At 68.6% G+C, this 17,833-nt stretch carries 11 protein-coding genes; 4 read left to right on the top strand and 7 right to left on the bottom strand.

The features are described from left to right. Positions 1-30: 30 nt before the first annotated feature. Positions 31-2,220: an MMPL family transporter gene (locus tag NAM01S_RS14755; RefSeq protein WP_067785319.1), complete on the top strand. Its 2,190-nt coding sequence runs from the start codon at positions 31-33 to the stop codon at positions 2,218-2,220. A gap of 64 nt (positions 2,221-2,284) precedes the next feature. Here the strand turns inward: NAM01S_RS14755 and NAM01S_RS14750 are convergent, their stop codons facing one another. The 3 genes from NAM01S_RS14750 to NAM01S_RS14740 all read right to left on the bottom strand — a co-directional run bounded on the left by NAM01S_RS14750 (position 2,285) and on the right by NAM01S_RS14740 (position 6,927). Further along, positions 2,285-4,687, bottom strand: coding sequence for a hypothetical protein (locus NAM01S_RS14750; RefSeq protein ID WP_067785316.1), 2,403 nt, complete (start codon positions 4,685-4,687; stop codon positions 2,285-2,287). Between the two features lie 152 nt (positions 4,688-4,839). After that, on the bottom strand, positions 4,840-6,060 hold the full coding sequence (locus NAM01S_RS14745) for an NAD(P)/FAD-dependent oxidoreductase (RefSeq protein ID WP_067785313.1): 1,221 nt from the start codon (positions 6,058-6,060) through the stop codon (positions 4,840-4,842). Positions 6,061-6,183: 123 nt separating this feature from the next. Beyond that, positions 6,184-6,927, bottom strand: a complete 744-nt coding sequence (locus NAM01S_RS14740; RefSeq protein ID WP_067785309.1) for a type II CAAX endopeptidase family protein — start codon at positions 6,925-6,927, stop codon at positions 6,184-6,186. Positions 6,928-7,141: 214 nt separating this feature from the next. Here NAM01S_RS14740 and NAM01S_RS14735 point away from each other — a divergent pair, with 214 nt between their 5' ends. After that, the gene (locus NAM01S_RS14735; RefSeq protein ID WP_067785306.1) at positions 7,142-7,549 is read left to right on the top strand and encodes a hypothetical protein; all 408 of its coding nucleotides are present in this window, start codon (positions 7,142-7,144) and stop codon (positions 7,547-7,549) included. 87 nt (positions 7,550-7,636) lie between these two features. On the opposite strand, the gene NAM01S_RS14730 is transcribed toward NAM01S_RS14735, so the two are convergent. Together NAM01S_RS14730 and NAM01S_RS14725 are read right to left on the bottom strand one after the other, a co-directional pair. Next, positions 7,637-8,566 carry an RluA family pseudouridine synthase gene (locus tag NAM01S_RS14730; RefSeq protein WP_067785303.1) on the bottom strand — a complete coding sequence of 310 codons (930 nt, stop codon included), beginning with the start codon at positions 8,564-8,566 and terminating at the stop codon, positions 7,637-7,639. Between the two features lie 249 nt (positions 8,567-8,815). Then, positions 8,816-9,259, bottom strand: a complete 444-nt coding sequence (locus tag NAM01S_RS14725) for a TIGR03667 family PPOX class F420-dependent oxidoreductase (RefSeq protein ID WP_067785300.1) — start codon at positions 9,257-9,259, stop codon at positions 8,816-8,818. Positions 9,260-9,466: 207 nt separating this feature from the next. Between NAM01S_RS14725 and NAM01S_RS14720 the strand changes: the two genes are divergently transcribed. Both NAM01S_RS14720 and NAM01S_RS14715 read left to right on the top strand, forming a co-directional pair. After that, positions 9,467-11,317 carry an ABC transporter ATP-binding protein gene (locus NAM01S_RS14720; protein WP_067785296.1) on the top strand — a complete coding sequence of 617 codons (1,851 nt, stop codon included), beginning with the start codon at positions 9,467-9,469 and terminating at the stop codon, positions 11,315-11,317. Beyond that, the gene (locus NAM01S_RS14715; protein WP_067785293.1) at positions 11,314-13,050 is read left to right on the top strand and encodes an ABC transporter ATP-binding protein; all 1,737 of its coding nucleotides are present in this window, start codon (positions 11,314-11,316) and stop codon (positions 13,048-13,050) included. The genes NAM01S_RS14720 and NAM01S_RS14715 overlap by 4 nt, the downstream gene beginning before the upstream one ends. Positions 13,051-13,474: 424 nt before the next feature. Here the strand turns inward: NAM01S_RS14715 and NAM01S_RS14710 are convergent, their stop codons facing one another. Together NAM01S_RS14710 and NAM01S_RS14705 are read right to left on the bottom strand one after the other, a co-directional pair. Next, positions 13,475-14,182 carry a siderophore-interacting protein gene (locus NAM01S_RS14710; RefSeq protein WP_067785290.1) on the bottom strand — a complete coding sequence of 236 codons (708 nt, stop codon included), beginning with the start codon at positions 14,180-14,182 and terminating at the stop codon, positions 13,475-13,477. A gap of 1,398 nt (positions 14,183-15,580) precedes the next feature. Next, on the bottom strand, positions 15,581-16,963 hold the full coding sequence (locus NAM01S_RS14705; RefSeq protein ID WP_067785287.1) for an alpha/beta hydrolase family protein: 1,383 nt from the start codon (positions 16,961-16,963) through the stop codon (positions 15,581-15,583). Positions 16,964-17,833 lie beyond the last annotated feature (870 nt).

Genomic DNA, 17,833 nt, shown 5'->3' with positions numbered 1-17,833 from the left:
CCGGATCCCGGCTTGCGAAAGGAAAACCTAATGTTCGGCCGTCTCGGGCGACTCGTCGTCCATCACCCGTGGAAGGTGATCGGCTTGTGGCTGATCGCCGCCATCGCGGTGGTGGCTTCCGCCCCCGAATTCACCTCGACCACCGACCAATCCAGCTTTCTGCCTTCGCATTACGAGTCCATCAAGGCGATGGAATTGCAGGAGAGAGCATTTCCGCAGAACGCGGCGCCCGCGGCGCTGATCGTCTTCGCCCGCGAGGACGGCGCGCCCCTCACCGAGGAGAACTCGGCGGCGGTGGCGGCCGCGGCGACCGAGCTCAGCGGCGCGAACATCAAGGGCGTCACCGGGATTCAGGCGACGCCGCCCTCGGAGAATCGGCTGATCCAGGTCATCGCCGTGCAGATGACGAAGGTCACCAACCCCTCCGACAAGACCCAGGGCGACGCGGTGAAGAGCCTGCGCGACAGCCTGAAAGAGCAGGTGCGCGACACCGATCTGAAGGCGGGCATCACCGGCGCCGCGGCGCAGACCCTCGATCAGACCGAGTCCGGTGAAAAGGGCATGGCCATCATCGGCGTGGCGACGATCGTGCTGATCCTTGTGTTGCTACTGATCATCTTCCGCAGCCCGGTGATCGCGCTGCTTCCGGTGATCGTGATCGGCGGTGTCTCCAGCATCGTCAGCAGCCTGATCGCCATGGTGAGCAAGGCATTCGACCTGGAGATGGACACCTCGGTCAACTCCATGCTGGTGGTCGTCCTGTTCGGCGTCGGCACCGACTACATCCTCTTCCTGATGTTCCGGTACCGGGAGCGGCTGCGCGCCGGCGAGGATCCCAAGACCGCGATGGTCAGCGCGGTCGCCAGGGTCGGCGAGGCCATCACCTCGGCGGCGGGTGCGGTGATCATCGCCTTCATGGCGCTGACGCTCTCCACCCTCGGCATGTTCCGTTCGCTCGGGCCCGCGCTGGCGATCGCGGTCGCGGTGGCGCTGGTTGCCGGACTCACCCTGGTGCCCGCGATCGTGTCACTGCTCGGGACCAAGGTGTTCTGGCCGTCGAAGGCGTGGCAGGTCGAGCCGAAGGGCGCGCGGTTCACCGCGATCGGCGCGGCCATGGGGCGGCGGCCCGGCGTGTTCGCCGTCGTCTCGGGCGGTGTGCTGGTGGCGCTGAGCGTCTTCGCCATCGGGTTCAACCCGACCTTCGACCTCGGCTCGGGCTCGACCTCGGACGCGTCCGAATCCGTCGTCTACAACAAGGAATTGCTGAAGGGCATGCCCGCGGGCGCGACCCAGCCGTCGGATGTGCTGCTGCACGCGCCGGACGGGCAGCTGAATCAGGATGAGCTACTGGGTTATCGGTCGGCGCTGGCGCAGGTGCCCGGCGTCGGCGCGGTAGGTGAGCCGCTGCTGTCGGCCGACGGCACCATCGCGAACTTCCAGGTGACCCTGGCGGACGCGCCGGAATCCGATGCCGCGCTCGACACTGTCCGCGGACCGTTGCGCACGGCGGCGCACGACGCGGCGCCCGCGGGCACGACGGCGGCGGTCGGTGGAATCTCCGCGGTGTTCGTGGACTTCCAGGACGCGATGAACCGCGACTACGCGATCGTGTTCCCCGTGGCGGCGATCCTGATCATGATCGTGCTCGCGCTCTTGCTGCGCAGCCTGGTCGCGCCGTGGTACCTGATGGCCTCGGTCTTCCTCGGTTTCGCCGCGACGCTCGGCGCCACGGTGCTGGTCTTCCAGAACATCCAGGGCGATTCGGGGTTGATCTTCACGCTGCCGGTGATCATGTACCTGTTCGTCGTCGCGCTCGGCACCGACTACAACATCCTGATGATCGCGCGGCTCCGCGAGGAGACCCGCGAGGGTCGCGATCCGCGCGAGGCAGCGGCGCTGAGCCTGCGGCATACGGGTCCGACGGTCGCGGCGGCGGGCGTCATCCTGGCGGGCACTTTCGCCGCGATGATGTTGGCGGGCAACAGCACGCTTTCCCAGATGGGCTTCGCGATCTCGGTCGGCATCGCTATCGCCGCGTTCGTCATGGCGATGTTCTTCACGCCCGCGGTCACCGCCCTGCTCGGACACCGCGCCTGGTGGCCGGGACACGGTGACCGCAACGGGAAGTCAGGCGGCTCGGAGAGCGTGGATCGCGGAAGCGGCTCGTACTACACGACATCCGCCGATGCCACGCGGGTGGAAGCAGTCTTCGATCGGTAGTCCCGATCCGTGACCCCGAGGGCTGTTCGTCGAAAGTGTTCGGCGAACAGCCCTTCAGCGTTGGCTAGCTGTTGGTGGCGTAGGGGCGGCGGACCTTGTGGGCGGAGTCGATGACGCGGGCCACCGCGGAGCTGGAGACGCCCACCTCTTTGGCGATGCCGGTGCCGGACCAGGATTGGTCGGCGAGGGTGAGGATGTCGGCGATCTGTTCGATCGGCAGCTTGGACAGTCCCTGCTCGGCGATGCTGCGGGCGACCATGCGGACCTCGTCTTCGGCGCTGTCCGGTTCCTGGTCGAAGTCGTCCTCGGCGTCCTCCTCGGCGATGGCGCGTTGGGTGGCGAGGATGATCTCGGTGCTGCGGGGGCGCAGGGGTTCCGGCTCGGGTTCCAAAGTGAGTTGTTCGGCGGGAGAGGCCATTTCTCGTCGTGGCGTGTCGGTGTTGTTCGCCTTCGTGCCGGAACCGTTGCGCGCCCGCGGAGTGCGGCGCTCCTCGGGTTCGGTGTATCCCGATTCGTCGGTCTCGGTCGAAGCGGTTAGGGCGGGTGCGTCGTCCGCCATCGCTCGGTACTCGTCGAGCTCGGTTGTCGAGCGGCCACTGCGGGTGGCCTGAAATTCGGCGAGATCGACAGTGTCCGTGGTGCTCACGGAGTCCATTGCTTCCGTAGCGTCCGCGTCGGGATACGAAATGGCTTGGAGGGCGTGCGACCCGGCCCACATCGAGGGCATCGTTTGACCGCTGCCGCTGGCCCTGCCGTTCCCGTTCGCGGTACCGTTGATCGGTCGCAACCGTGGTTGTTGGTGCGGGACCGCGTGGGCGGCAGCGTGATTGGCCCGTCCGTTGCCCGATCCGTTCCGGCGGGGGGACGGTGGGGCGTCGGAGTCCTCGTCGGTGAGTCCGCCGGTGAGCAGGGACAGCGGGACGGCGTACGAGATGCTCCGCATCGGAGTGTCGGATTCCTCGCTCCCGGTGGGGATCTCGTCCTCGTCGGCATCCGACTCGACATCGGCTGCGGAAGATCGGGGAGCGTTGTTCACGGAGGGCTCGTGGTCGGTCTCGGGCATCGGATCGGTTGCGTTGCTTGCGGAATCGGCTCGGCGGGTCCCGTGCGGAAGCTCGGCGTTGCTGTCCGGTGAGGTCGGTAGCTCTGCGTCGGTTCGGCGACTCGGCAGCTCCGTGTGGCCGTCCGCCGGGGCTGGTATGGTCGCGTCGACCTCAGCAGGTCGGCCCGTTCGGCGGCTCCGCAGATTCATGTCCACCGAGGATCGTCCGGTCTCGTCGCTCTCGGCAGACTGGCCGGTTCGGCGGCTGGGGAGTTCGGCGTTGCTGTCCGCCGAGGTCGGTGCAGTCGCGTCGTTTTCGGCCGGTTGACGGGTTCGGTGGCTCGACCATCCGTTGCTGTCCGGCGAGGTCGGTGCGATCTCCTCGCCATCCGCAGGCCGATCGGTTCGACCGCGTACGGATGCGCTGCCCGCAGACGGCGCGGTATCACTGCTTGCTGATTCCGGCCCGGCCTCGCCGCCGACCCAGAGCGGATCGGTTACACCTCGCGCCGTACGAGTTTCGGCTGACCCGAAAGAGTCACCCGCCTCGAAAAGGGCACCCGCACCGAACCCATTGGAGCCGAGCGCAAACCCATCCCGCTCCGCGACAGCCCGCCGATGCTCCTCGGCCTGATAAGACCCGCGCAACTTCGGCACCGCGGTGTCGTCGACGATCGGCACGCTGTCGATGAGCTGCGCGTATCGGGCCGCGACCCACGCGTGCAACCAGATCACCACGCCCACCATCGCGGGCGCGATCGCGTACTCCGCGGCCCGGCCGAGATCGCCGGAAGCCAAGTGCGGCCCGGTGTTCAGCGCGATGGTGGTGCCGAGCAGTGCCGCCTCGAAGACGATCACCTTGCCGCGCGGCAGTTCCCGTCCCCAGCGAGCGGCGGTCGTCGCGACCACCATGATGGTGATGATCGGAATCGAGATCATCGCCTCGATGCCGTAGCTGAGCCAGTACAGCGGATCCGACATGTCGCCGCTCGGCACCAGGTTGTGCTGCACATTGACGCCCGCCCACACCATGCCGAGGATGACGACGCCGATCAACGCCCGCGATGACCATTCGGCGCGGCGGTAGAGCTGGGCGAGTCGCGCGTCCTGGTTGGCGACGCGGCGGCGGGCCGCCAGTGCGCGGCGGTGCCAGCGCGCGTCGTCCTCGTCGGCGCGACGGATGGCGGCCGCGGTGCGCCGGTCGAGCTTCTCGGCGGCGAGCTCGTCCTCCACGGCGCGGCGTCGCTGTGCGCGCCGCTGGGCCCGGATCCATTCGGCGAGTTCGCGTTCCGCCGCGATCTCGGCATCGGAAAGCACCTCGACCAATGCGGTGTCGTGCTGCAGCGGCAATTTCCCCCGCGCCGTCGCGACTCGTTGTGCCAGTGCCGCTATCTCGGAATTGCCGGTCGACGGTTCGTCGGGCATCGCGAGCCTTCCCTGGAGCCGATATCGGGCCGATCACTCGGCGTCGACAAGTGTGCTCGAACATATGTGTGAACGCGATGAGACTAAACCGACGACCGCGCGCGGTCAACGCGAACCGTCACCCGCCGAGGTCGACCGGCCGCGCGAATGTGTCAGTCGCGCCTGCCCGATGCTCCTTCGGCGGCGGCGAGCGCGTTCGCCTCCGCGAAGAGCTCCGCCGCCGAATCGACTCCGGAATTGATTCGCGCAAACCAATTCATCGCCTCCTGGTCGCCGTGAATCGCGCCGAGGAGGCGTTCCAGGTCCGGCGGCGGGGGCTCGAGGATTGCCAGCTGCGTAGTGAACTCGTACATCGGTATGGCCTCGCCGTCGCGGGCGGCCTGGTAATCCGCCATCGCGTCGTCGAAAGAACGAGTGCCGGAGAACGACTCGTCCAGTGCCGCGCTGCATCGTTCGGCGTCGCGAAACGCGTCCTGGATGCCCTGGGCGGTGATGAAATCCTTGTTGTAGCCGGCGTCTCCGACCAATGCCCAGCCCGGCCCGTACGGTTTGCGGAAGTAGTTCGGCACGGCGGCGCCGAAGATCCGCTCCACTCTCGTTGCCGCACGAATTCGCTCCGCGAAGGATGGGGCCAAGTCGAACATGGCCAGGAAGTTGGCTTCCAGATCTCGTTTGTTCGTCTCGAACTCCGCGAACGGCCAACCGCCGACCACGAGGGTCAGATCGTCATTCGTGGGCCAGGCGGCAAATGCCCGGTCCGGCCGAACGTAGGTCTCGAAGCCACCGTCCATCGGGAGTCCGCTCCAGTACGAGTAATACCCGCACAGCAGCCGGGGCTTGTCGCGGTATCGGTCGGGCCGCACAGTACTCGCTACCAGCGAGCGCAGACCGTCGGCGCCGACAACAACCGGCGCCCGCTCGGTCACCGTACTGCCCTCGCGGGTGTGGCCACGGATACCTGCCACGCGTTCGCCCTCGAAGACCAACTCGGTGACGGTGAATGCTTCCCGGACCTCCGCGCCGGACTCGGCTGCGGCTTCGACAAGAAGCCCGTCGAGCACGGTCCGCCGCGGCGCGTAGGAGACCGGGGAGTCGGCCGTCCCCGGCGCCCCCGTGATGGTCAAGACACCGAAATCGAAGGTGTATTCATCGATCGGCGGGCACCCGGTCCCGATCAGCCGATCGAGCAGGCCCCAGTTGCGCAGTGCCGCGACGCCGGGCGGATGCACCAGGTGCGTCGAGATCGTATCGCTGGGGAACCTCGCCCGATCGACGAGCAATACCCGATATCCCTTGCGGGCCAGCAGCATCGCGGTCGGCGATCCGGCGCACCTGGCGCCGACAACGATCACGTCGTAGCGGTGGTGAGCCATGGTCGCCTCGCTCTCGTGCCGTGGCGCTCGTTCCTGATCCGCTGCGTCGATACTGTGCGCTCGCCGAAAGCGCCGATACCCACCCAAGGGTTGGGAAATCCCACTCCTGGCCGACGGGCCCGGTCAGGCCAGGGTGGTGTGCCAGACGAGGGCGGCGGCGAGGGCGCCCGCGCCGTTGACGGACCAGTGCAGGGCGATGGGGGCGAGGATGCTGCCGCTGCGGCGGCGCAGCCAGGTGAAGACGACGCCCGCTGCGGCGGTGGCCGCGACGGCGAGCAGGATGCCCGCGATCTGGCCGACGAGGCCGCCGCCGAGGAATCCGGTGAGTCCGCGGTTGCTGGTGGTGAGGCCGAAGGACGAGGCGATGTGCCAGAGGCCGAAGAGCAGCGAACCCGCCGCGAACACTCCGCGCGCCCCGTAGACGCGATCGAGGGTGCCGTGCAACACGCCGCGGAATGCCAGTTCCTCGGGGATGACGGTCTGGAGCGGGATGACGATCATCGACGCGATGAGCGCGCCGGAGATGGTCGCGTACCGATCGGCGAGGAAGAACGGGCGCGTCACCGGCAGCAGCGCACCGATGGCCACGGCCGTGAGGACGATCCCGACGGCGGCCAGCGCGTACAGCGACCCGCGCCGCCAATGCCTAGGGGAGAGCCCGAGTTCGGCCCAGCCGAGCCCACGCCTGCGGACCAGGACGAGCAGCACGATCGCGGCGATCGGAACGCTGACGAGGTTGGCCCACGCGGTGGTGAAGTGCGCGATCAGGTTGGTGCCCGCCAGGACGACGATGACGACCGCTATATCGATATAGGCATGCAGTTTGCCGCGGGCCTTGGCCGCTTCCTCGAGGTCCGTTCGAAACACCCGGCCCAGTGTAGGGGCGGGTCATGCGGCTCGCCGCCGGTTGAGCGCCTGATCACAGCCGCCGAATCTCCGTCGGAGATCGACTCGGCGGCGCTATCCTGCATCTGAATGACACATGTTTCAGTTTTTTCCGGAAACTGGCCCGTAGGGAACTGGACGGTCGATACAGTCCGCTCATTCGCACCAGTGTGCGTTTCGAAGAGGAGTTATCCGAATGACTAGAACCCAGAAGCGGGCCGGTCGCCGGCTGGGCGTCGGCCTCACGACGCTGGCCGCGGCGGGCTGCGCGGCGGTACTGACCGCGCCCTACGCGTCCGCGACGGTCGACAACCTCACCGTCTCGTCCAACAACCTCCAGGCGGGATGCACCTACCAGGTCACCGCCAAGGTGAACCACTGGTTCGAGGTCTGGTTCTACGACAACGCGCTGGTCATCGCGGGCAGCCCGGTAAAGCCGGTGAACGGCGAGGCGACCATCCAGTGGAAGCCGAAGAAGTCGGGCACCCACACCCTCGCCGCGCTCCAGGGCCTCGCCTACGAGGTCAAGGTGAACGTGGCCGAGCCGACCCTCACCGGCAGCGCCACCTGCGGCGCCGGACCGCTGGCCTGGATGGGGTCATGAGAGCCGCGCTCGCGATGACGTAGCCACCATCGCGGGCGCTCGGGCCGGTCGACATCCCCTGTTCCGTCGACCGGCCCCCTTTCTTTCTCAGCCCGCCCATCCGGCGTGGTCGGTCCACGCTTGCAGGCTTCGGGTCGTCTCGAACCGCCGCGGCTTCCCGCTGACCGGATCGGTGAACTCGAGCGACGCGGCGAGCAGTTGCAGCGGCCTGGTGAAATCGTGCACCGGCTTGTCGGTGAGGACCGGATAGAAATCGTCGCCGAGAATCGGCACGCCGAGGCCGTTCATGTGCAGGCGCAGCTGGTGGGTTCGCCCGGTCAGCGGCCGCAGCCGGTAGCGGCCGAGTCCGGCGCGGTGTTCGAGCAGGTCGACGCGGGTCTCCGCATTGGGCTCGCCCTCGACCTCCTGCGCCGCGAGCACCTGCTTCTCCTTGACGATGCGGCTGCGCACCGTGCGCGGCAGCTCGAGGTCGGGCCGGTAGGGGGCGATCGCCTCGTACTCCTTGCGCACCGCGCGCCGGTGGAACATGGTCTGGTACGCCCCGCGTCGAGCCGGGTTGACGACGAACAGCAGCAGCCCCGCGGTCACCCGATCGAGCCGATGCGCGGGCACCAGATCGGGCAGGCCCAACTCCTCGCGCAGCCGGACCAGCGCCGTCTGCCGAATGTGCTGTCCGCGTGGAATGGTGGCGAGGAAGTGCGGCTTGTCCACCACGAGCAGGTCTTCGTCGCGGTGCACGACGGTGATGTCGAACGGGACGTCGGTCTCGTCGGGGAGGTCGCGGTGGAACCACACGGCGCCGCCAGGGACGTAAGGCGCGTCCGGCGCGATGGGTCCCTCGAGGTCGACGATGCCGCCCGCGTGCAGCAGCTCATCGATGCGTTCCGGCGCGACGCGGGGGAGTCGCTCGACCAGGTGGTCGCGAATCGTCGCCCACTCGCCCGTCTCCGGCAGTCGCAGCCGGGCCGGATCCAAGCCGTACCGCTTGGGCAGCGGCGGCTGCTGCCTTCGTCTCATCGGCGACCACTCTAATCGCCGCTGCTCAGCGGGCCTCGCGCACCCTGGTCGGGATATTCGGTCCGTGGCACGCCCGCTCGCCCGTCAACCCGGCTACCGCCATTTCTCTCCCGTCGATAGTCGAATGGATTCGACGGTAGTGATATGGCGGCAAGTCGATCTTGAGATGCCGCCATTCGACTCCCGCCGATTCCCTGGTCGACGGTGGTGTCCCGGCCCGGCCTGCGATGGCCGGCCGGGTGGGGCCACTCAGAACCCGCGCAGCCGATCCGGCGTAATCCGAACGGGCACCGAGTATTCGGCGTAGAACTCCTCGGCCGTCATTCCGATTTCGACGTACCCACCCGCGTACTTCTCGTTGTACGCGGCGATCTCGTCGTCGGACGGCCACTCCTCGACGATCCGCGCGGTCCCGGTGAGCACCACGACGTCGCCGCCGGACTCGGTGCTGTTGAGGTTCAGCGAGACGCGCGGATTGCGGGCGATGTTGCGCACCTTCGCCTTGTCCCGCTGGCTGAACAGCAGGAACTCGCCGTCGCGCCACTGGAACCAGACGGGGTTGGGCTGCGGCGTGCCGGACGGGCCGACGGTGGTGAGCCAGATGACGGATTCGCGGCCGAGGCGTTCGGCGACCTTGGCGCCGAACTCGGTGCCGGTGTCGACGACGGGATGATCGGAAGTCTGTGCGGTCATGCCCTGCACAACGTCGCTGAACCGGGCACGATTCCGGTCGGCGGGATCCGGCCACCATCAGGGCGCGGCACGTTCGTCGAGCACCATGTGCCGCGCCTGGAGTCCGGCCATCCGAAGGCGGGGAAAGTTAGCCTTACCTATCTTCCTGTGTGATGATGGGGCGGATTTCCGGCGAGATGCGCCAGGGATGTCGAAAGGCGAGGACATATGACGGTGGAGGTCACGCCGCACGCCGCGGCGGAGACGGGGAACCGGCCGCCGCGGGCGGTGGCGAAACAGCGCAAGCAACAACAGGCCAAGGCGCGCAAGGAGATTCTCGCGCCCGTGCAAGGCGCGCTGACGCTCGCCACCGTGGTGATGGCGATCGCCTCGGTCTGCACCGTGGTGCCGTTCGTGCTGATCGTCGAGGCATGTCGGGAACTGCTCGACGATCCGGTGGACACCGATCGGGTGTGGCGGCTGTTCGGCCTCGCGATGCTGGTGCTGCTGGTGCGCGCGCTGTTGCAGGCGGCGGCCTTGACCTGGACGCACCTGGTGGACGGCGGCTACCAGCTCACCGTGCGCAGCGCGCTCGCGGCCAAACTCACCAGGGTGCCGCTCGGCTGGTTCGGCGAGCACGGCTCCGGCGAGGTGAAGAAGTACCTCCAGGACGACGTCGAGGCGCTGCACTACCTGGTGGCACACGCGCGGCTGGAGTTCGTCGGCGCGCTGCTGGTGCCGCTGGTCTCGCTCGGCTACCTGTTCACCGTGGACTGGCGGCTGACGCTGGTCCTGCTGCTGCCGCTCATCGCCTACGCCTTGGCATTTCGCAAGATGATGGATCGCGAGAACATGGACCGCCTCGCGGTCTACAGCCGCTGGGAACGGCGGGTCCAGCAGGCGACCATCGAGTTCGTCGACGGCATCCAGGTGGTACGGGCCTTCGGCCAGGCGGGCAAGGCGCACCGCGAGTTTCAGGACGCGGTGGACGGCCAAGTCGCCAGTTTCGGGCGCTGGAAGACGCCGATGATCCGGCTCCAGGCGGTCGCCGACATCGTGATCTCGCCGGTCTGCGTCATGCTGGTGATCGTGGCCGCCGGTTTGGCAGGCGTCGGCTCGGGTTGGCTGGCGCCGCTCGACGTGTTGCCGTTCCTGCTGGTCGGTCTCGGTCTCGGTAGCGCGCTGATGGGTCTCGGCTACGGCGGACAGGCCTTGCGTGCCGCGGCTGCGGCGGCCGAGCGACTGTACGAGGTGCAGCAGACTCCCGAACTCGCCTCCGGCGCACCGAATTCCGGAGACCTCGGCGAAGCCGAGCCGGGGCTCGTCCGCTTCGAATCCGTCGGGTTCGGTTACCGCGAGGGTCACGATGTGCTGCGCGATATCGATCTGGAGCTGCGGCCGGGCACGATCACCGCGCTCGTCGGGCCGAGCGGTTCCGGCAAGTCGACGCTGGCCAAGCTGCTGCCGCGCTTCTACGACGTCGGGTCGGGCCGAATCACGATCGGCGGCCGCGATATTCGCGATTTCCCGAGCGACGAGCTCTATCGCACCGTCGGTTTCGTCTTCCAGGACGTCCGGCTGATTCGCGGCAGCATCCGCGAGAACCTGCTGCTGGCCGCACCGGACACGGACGACGCCGCGCTGGAGCGGGCCGCCCGCGCCGCGCAGATCCACGACCGCATCCTCGCGTTGCCACGCGGCTACGACTCCGAGATCGGCGTCGACGCGACACTGTCCGGCGGTGAGGCGCAACGCCTTTCGGTGGCGCGCGCGTTGCTCGCCGACACACCCGTTCTGGTGCTCGACGAGGCGACGGCCTTCGCCGACCCGGAGTCGGAGGCGGCGGTGCAGGACGCGCTGGCCGCACTGGTAGCCGGACGCACCGTGCTGGTCATCGCGCACCGGCTGCACACCATCACCGGCGTGGACCGGATTCTGGTGCTGGAGAACGGAACCCTGGTCGAGCAGGGCGATCACCGCAGCCTGCACACGGCGGGCGGCACCTACCAGCGGCTCTGGGAGATCAACGAGGCGGCCCTCGGCGCGGTCTCGCTCGTGGAAAGTGAGGCGGCCCGATGATTCGCAAACTGCTCGGCCTGGTGCCCACCGAATTCGCCCCGCTGACACCGCGATTGCTCGCCGCCATCCTCGGCCAGGCGATCAGCCAGGCGGTCGCGTATCTGCTGCTGGTTCCGGTGCTCGAGGCGCTGTTCGACGACGACCTCGGGCGCGCCTGGTTCTGGGCGCTGCTGATGCTCGTGGCCGTCGGCGGTGTCGCGGTGTTCGGATATCTCCAGGTCGCGCTCGGGCTGCGCATCGCGGTCGGCATGCAGCGCGGTCTGCAAACCCGGCTCGGCGATCATCTGAACGCGTTGCCGCTCGGCTGGTTCGAGACACGGAGCGCCGGACCGCTCTCGCGGATCACGGTGGAGAACGTGCGCGAGATCCAGGGCGCCGTCGCCTATCTGCTCGCCAAGGTGGTCACCGGCATCGTGGTCCCGCTCGGCGTCGCGGTCGGCATGCTGTTCATCGACTGGCGGATCGCGCTGGCCATGCTGCTCGCGGCTCCGGTGCTCTTCCTCGTCAACGGTCTGGCCCACCGCGCGTATCAGCGGGCCGACGAGGGCATGCACGCGGCCGCGACCGAAGCAGATTCGCGCGTAGTGGAATTCGCGCAGGCCCAGCCGGTGCTGCGCGCGTTCGGCGCGGTCGGCGCGGGTAACAAGGCGCTGGAAGGCGCGCTGCGGCAGCAGCGTTCGGCGAACACCAGGATGGTCTTCACCTCGGTGCCGAGCCTGATCGTCTTCGCGCTGTTCGTGCAGGCGGTGTTCCTGGTCCTGGTCTACGTGGTGATCGCGAGGGTGACCGACGGCGCCGTCTCGACGGCCGTCGCGATCGCGCTGATCGCCGTGAGCTCACGGTTCATCGAGCCGCTGAATCAGGCGGCGCAACTGGGCAACGGTCTGCGTTCGGCAGCCGCCGCCGTCGACCGCGTCACCTCGTTGCTCGCGGAAAAGACGCTGCCCGAGGCTAATTCGCCCGTGACTCCTGGCGTGCCGACCGTGGTCTTCGACAACGTGAGTTTCGGCTATCGGCCCGGCGAGCCGGTGCTCTCCGACATCACCTTCAGCGTTCCGGCCGGGACGACCACCGCGATCGTCGGCCCGAGCGGCGCGGGCAAGACGACGCTGCTGCGGCTGGCCGCGCGGTTCTACGACGTGGACTCCGGACGGGTGGCGGTCGGCGAACACGATGTGCGGGAACAGCCTTCGGAGACGCTGCTGAACCAGCTGTCGCTGGTCTTCCAGAACGTCTACCTGTTCGACCGGTCGGTGTCGGACAACATCCGGATCGGCCGCCCCGACGCCACCGACGCCGAGGTGCTGCGGGCCGCCGAGGCCGCGCGGGTGGACGAGATCGCCCAGCGCCTGCCCGACGGGTACGACACCGCGGTCGGCGAGGGCGGCGCGGCGCTGTCCGGCGGTGAGCGGCAACGGGTCTCGATCGCTCGCGCCCTGCTGAAGGACGCGCCGATCGTGCTGCTCGACGAGGCGACCAGCGCGCTCGACCCGCACAGCGAGGCGGTGGTGGTGCGCGGCGTGCACGAGCTCACCAGGGGCAAGACGGTGATCGTGGTGGCGCACCGCCTGGCGACCATCGCCCACGCCGACCAGATCCTGTTCGTCGACGGCGGTCGTATCGTCGAACGCGGCACGCACGACGAACTGCTCGCGCAGGGCGGTCGCTACGCCGACTTCTGGAACGAGCGGAGTCGCGCGTCGGGTTGGCGGTTGGAGCCGGCCGCGGTCTGAGGGACCACAACGAGAACGGGCCGCCGCGGTAGATGTTCCGCGGCGGCCCTGTCGTTGCCAGAACCGGCTTTACGCTGCCCTACGAGGCCTCCTCTGCCCGCGCATAGCCGATGCAAGGCGAGGGTACGGCCCGAGCGAACGCACACGCAATTGGCGCCGCCGGATGGAGCCCGTCCTTGCTTCGCGGCCGGAGCGAACGCGGAGGTACGCGGAGCGCGCATGGCCGGAGCGCACGCGGAGATACGCAGGGAGCGCATGGCCGGAGCGCAGGCGGAGGTACGCGGAGCGCTTGGCCGGAGCGCAGGCGGAGGTACGCGGAGCGCGCATGGCCGGAGCGCACGCGGAGATACGCAGGGAGCGCATGGCCGGAGCGCACGCGGAGATACGCACAGCGCGCACGGCCGGAGCGAATACGGAGGTACGCCTACTTCCAGTACGCCTGGTACTTCAGCTGGGACTTCGGCAGGTCATGAGTCTGCTTGAGGGTCTTGACGATCGAGCGGGTGGTGTGGCCGTCGCACGCCACCCAGGCGAAAGCATCGGCGGGGCAGGAGATCTGCTGGGCTTGTTCGCGCAGCAGGCGACCGTCGTCGACGCGCTGCAACCAGGTGACCTGGTGGTGCGGCTTGTTGCGCACGGGCAGCGTCTGGTCGGATTCGTACTGCCATTCCAGCCAAACGCGTGCGGGCGCATCGCCGATCGCGTCGAGCAGCGAGTTGATCGCGGGCAGCGAGGCGGTGTCGCCGAACATCAGGTATTCGCTCGGCGCGGTCTCGGGCAGCTCGAACTTCGACCCGAGCACCGACGCCTCGATCTCGTCGCCGACCTTCGCCCGCTGTGCCCACGCGCTGGCCGGGCCGCTGTGCACGGCGAACTCGATGTAGAAGTGGTCGCCCTCGGGATCCTGGTCGACGATCGTGTAGCCGCGGTGATGCAGCTTGTCGGTCTCCGCGTCCGGGATCCACAGCCGGATGAACTGCGTCGGATGCACCGGGTGGTCGGCCAGCAGCCCGCCCGCGGTGAACCCGATCCGCTGGTATTTGTCGGTGATCGCCTCGGTCGACGTCACACGCAGTCGGTAGTCATCGGCGCGCCAAACCTTCAGGATGACGCCGTTCGCCCCTCTTCCCATGGTGTATGAGGTTAGCCTAACGAAAGTCGGTTGTCGCCCGCTGGTTGCGGAATTGCCCACGCCGGCCGAACTCCCGGGTAGAGACGTCGCCGCGACGTGCGCAGTCGCCAGCTGCCTCGCCACCGACTGGCACGATCCGCTGGCACAGTTCGCCAGGCCAGCGACCAGTTCGGCGCGGACCGCTTCGCGCGCCGAATCGCCAAGAGAGCAACGCCACCGGTCGGCGCCCGACGAGTCCGCCGCGAATGCCCGGTGCGCCGCGGCCGCCGCGGGCAGTGTCCTCGTTCGACCCGCGGATTCCAGCTGGCCAGGTCGGCGACCAGTCCGGTGCGGAACGCGCGGCGCGCCGAATCGCCACCTGAACAGCGCCCCTGGTCGGCGCCCGACGGGCGTGAATCTCGGGGTGCCGCCGCGAGTCCGCGTCCGATCCACCGAGCGCCCCGCTCAGACAGGGCGCCGCGATGGCCAGGGACATCGCTGCGTCGCCATCAGGCCGGGTGATCTATCGATCACCGCCCGAGGTCCTCCGCGAAGGTCCCGGTGCGCCGCGCCGCCGCAGCGATGTGCTCGTTCGATCCGCGGATTGCAGCTGGCCAGGTCGGCGCGCAGTCCGGTGCGGAACCCGCGGCGCGCCGGATCGCCACCTCGACAGCGACCCCGGTCGGCGCCTCCGCCGTGAATCTCGACGTGCCGCCGCGAGTCCGCGGCTGATCCACCGAACGCCCGCTCAGACGGGGCGCCGCGATGGCCAGGGACACCGCTGTGTCGTCATCAGGCCGGGTGATCTGTCGATCACCGCCCGACGGTCCGCCGCGAATGTCCCGGTGCGCCGCGGCAATGTCCTCGTTCGATCCGCGGATTGCAGCTGGCCAGGTCGGCGCCCAGTCCGGTGCGGAACCGCGGCGCGCCGGATCGCCACCTCAACAGCGACCCCAGTCGGCGCCTCCCGCGTGAATCTCGAGGTGCCGCCGCGAGTCCGCGGCTGATCCACCGAGCGCCCCGCTCAGACGGGGCGCCGCGATGCACATCCGCTGCGTCGCCATCCCGGGTGATCTCCGCCCGACCGGCCCGCCGCGAGTGTCGCGGTGCGCCGCGGCCGCTGCGGCGTCCTCTTGGCGTGATCCACCGAGTGGCCCGCTCGGAAACGCGACCACGATGTCGACCGCCACCCGCTGCGTCCCCCGCGGGCCCGCGATCCAGCGATCACCGCCCAACGGGCCGCCTGAATGTCCCGGTGCGTCGTGGCCGCCGCGACGATGTCCTCGTTCGATCCGCGGATTGCAGCTGGCGAGGTCCGCCACAACGTCATGCCTGATCCACCTAGCGGCTGCTCGGAGTCGCGACCACGATTGCGGCCGCCACCCGCTGCGTCCCGACAGGCCTGCCGCGATCCGTCGATCACCGCCCGACGGGCCCGCCGCGAATGTCGCGGTGTGCTGCGGCCGCCGCGGCGACGTCCTCGCTCGGTCCACCGAGCGGTCCGCTCAGAAACGCGACCAAGATGTCCACGGTCGCTCGCTGCGTCGCCACCGGTCCCCGCGATCCGCCGATCATCTGCGCCAAAGCGAACCGTCCCGGTCCGGAGAGGAACAGTGGAACGTCGGTGAAGCTGTAGTGATTGGCGTCGCCGATCTCGAAACGAAAGCCGTCCGAACGCAACCCGCCGAGCAGCGCGGCATTGCGATCCAGGAACTTCGGGGAGTGGCCTGTCTCGGCGTACTCGCTCTGCATCAGCAGGAATGGTTGGCGCAGCGGGTGTTCGGGCAGGTCGCCGTACAGGGTGCCGTCGATGTTGGCGGCGGCGCGGATGCGCTCGTCGTCGGCGGCCGCTGCGGCCGCGGCGGCGCCGCCGAACGAATGTCCAATGGCCGCGATGTGTTCGGTGTCGAGATGACCGGCAAGGCGAGGGCCGAGTGCACCGGGCCGGTCGAGCTGATCGATGACGAACCGCAGGTCGGCAGCCCGCAAAGCCTGCTGCTCGATCATGACCCGCTCGCCCTCGGCCTCATCGACAGGGAAGTCCTGAAGAGGCGTCGCGATCCGTCCGTCGGCGAGCTCGGTCACGTCCGCCTCGTACGGATGATCGACGGCGAGCACCACGAACCCTCGGCTGGCCAGCTCGGCGACCAGTCCGGTGTAGAACGCGCGCGGCGCACCGTATCCCGGCGAGAACAGCACCACCGGCCAGCGATCGCGGTCCCGCCCGAGCGACGCGCGGTGATCGCCATGCGTGTCGATGCGGTCGTAGCCGCGCATGAGGAAGCTGGGGATCAGGCTGACCCGCCGCGGCAGCCTGCCGAGCCCATCGAGATACTGGGAGCCGTTCCCGGTCGGCTCGGCCGCCGGATACCAGGCCTGCGCGATGACGTTGCGGCGATCGACCGGGTCGTCGGTCGCCGTTTCCGGACGATCCGGATCGACCCAGCGAAACGTTTCGGTGCCAACGGGATACGGCCCGCTCGGCGCGGGCAGCGTCGGCACCGGTACCGGAACCCACGCGAATGCCGCTGCGACGACGAGCAATCCGATCCCAGTGCAAGCCGCGATTCGGCCGCGCCGCCCGCTCGGCCGCGCCGCGACGAACAACGCGGTCGCGCCCACCAGCAGATAGGTCGGAACGAACTGCCAATAGAACCCTTCGAGCAACCACTGGCTCGCCGCCCCGACCGCCAGCGCACCCAGCACGGCGAACGCGGGCGCGCGCCCGATCCGACTGGTGCACAACACGGCAACCGCGCACCCGATCGCCACAATCGCGATCAGCGCATCGATGAGCGACATACCTGCTCGCTTCCACTCGGGCAACGGATTCGCGGTCAAGCCTGACGCGGAATCCGGGAATCGCGCGTCGGCGGCAGGTCGCGACGTGGTCGTCCGCAGGGATGATGCGCGGAGGCTCCGAGTATTACGTCCGGGACGATAAGTGTTGTGGCGCTACTGGTAGCGGGCCTACCCGTCCAATATGTGGGACCAACAGGAGCGCCGAGAATCGACGGTAGTCAAATGGTTGCTATTCGATCTTGAAAAGCCACCATTTGACTACCGTCGAATCCATTTCTCTATCGACGGTAGTCAAATGGTGGTTGGGGCCTTGACAGGCAGAGCACTTCCCCGACTGCCCGCTCTCTCGACGCAACCACAGCCGGTCGACCACGCCGGAAGCCGAACCCCGCGCACCTGACCGCGGGAGGTAAGCCGGGTACGGCACCCAACGTGCCCAGCACCGCTCAGAGGAAAACCTGGGTAGGCAGACCGACTGGGCACCCGAAACATTGGGATGGAACATTGGTAGGCGCACCCCCTTGGGAACCCGCGACACCGGGAACCGTCAACCCAACCGCAACCTCCGAACCAAACCGAGCGCCCCAGCCGCAGGCCCAACCTCTGGGCACCCGCAACCTTGGAAAACAGCCACCCCAACACAGCACCTGAGCCGGGGCCAGCCCAAAAACCAAGCCGCAGATCAAATCTGCCGCTACAGCTGGCGCGGCCGCAGCGAACGCGGAGGTACGCCCGGCCCGTATGGCCGCCGCGGATGCGGAGGTGCGCCCGGCCCGTATGGCCGCCGCGGATGCGGAGTGTGCGCCTGGCCCGTATGGCCGCCGCGGATGCGGAGTGTGCGCCTGGCCCGTATGGCCGCCGCGGATGCGG

Origin of the sequence: Nocardia amikacinitolerans NBRC 108937, assembly GCF_001612615.1 — a bacterium.
Lineage (GTDB): Bacteria > Actinomycetota > Actinomycetes > Mycobacteriales > Mycobacteriaceae > Nocardia > Nocardia amikacinitolerans.
Note: the sequence above shows the minus strand (reverse complement) of the source record. Positions and strands in the feature narration are given on the sequence as shown.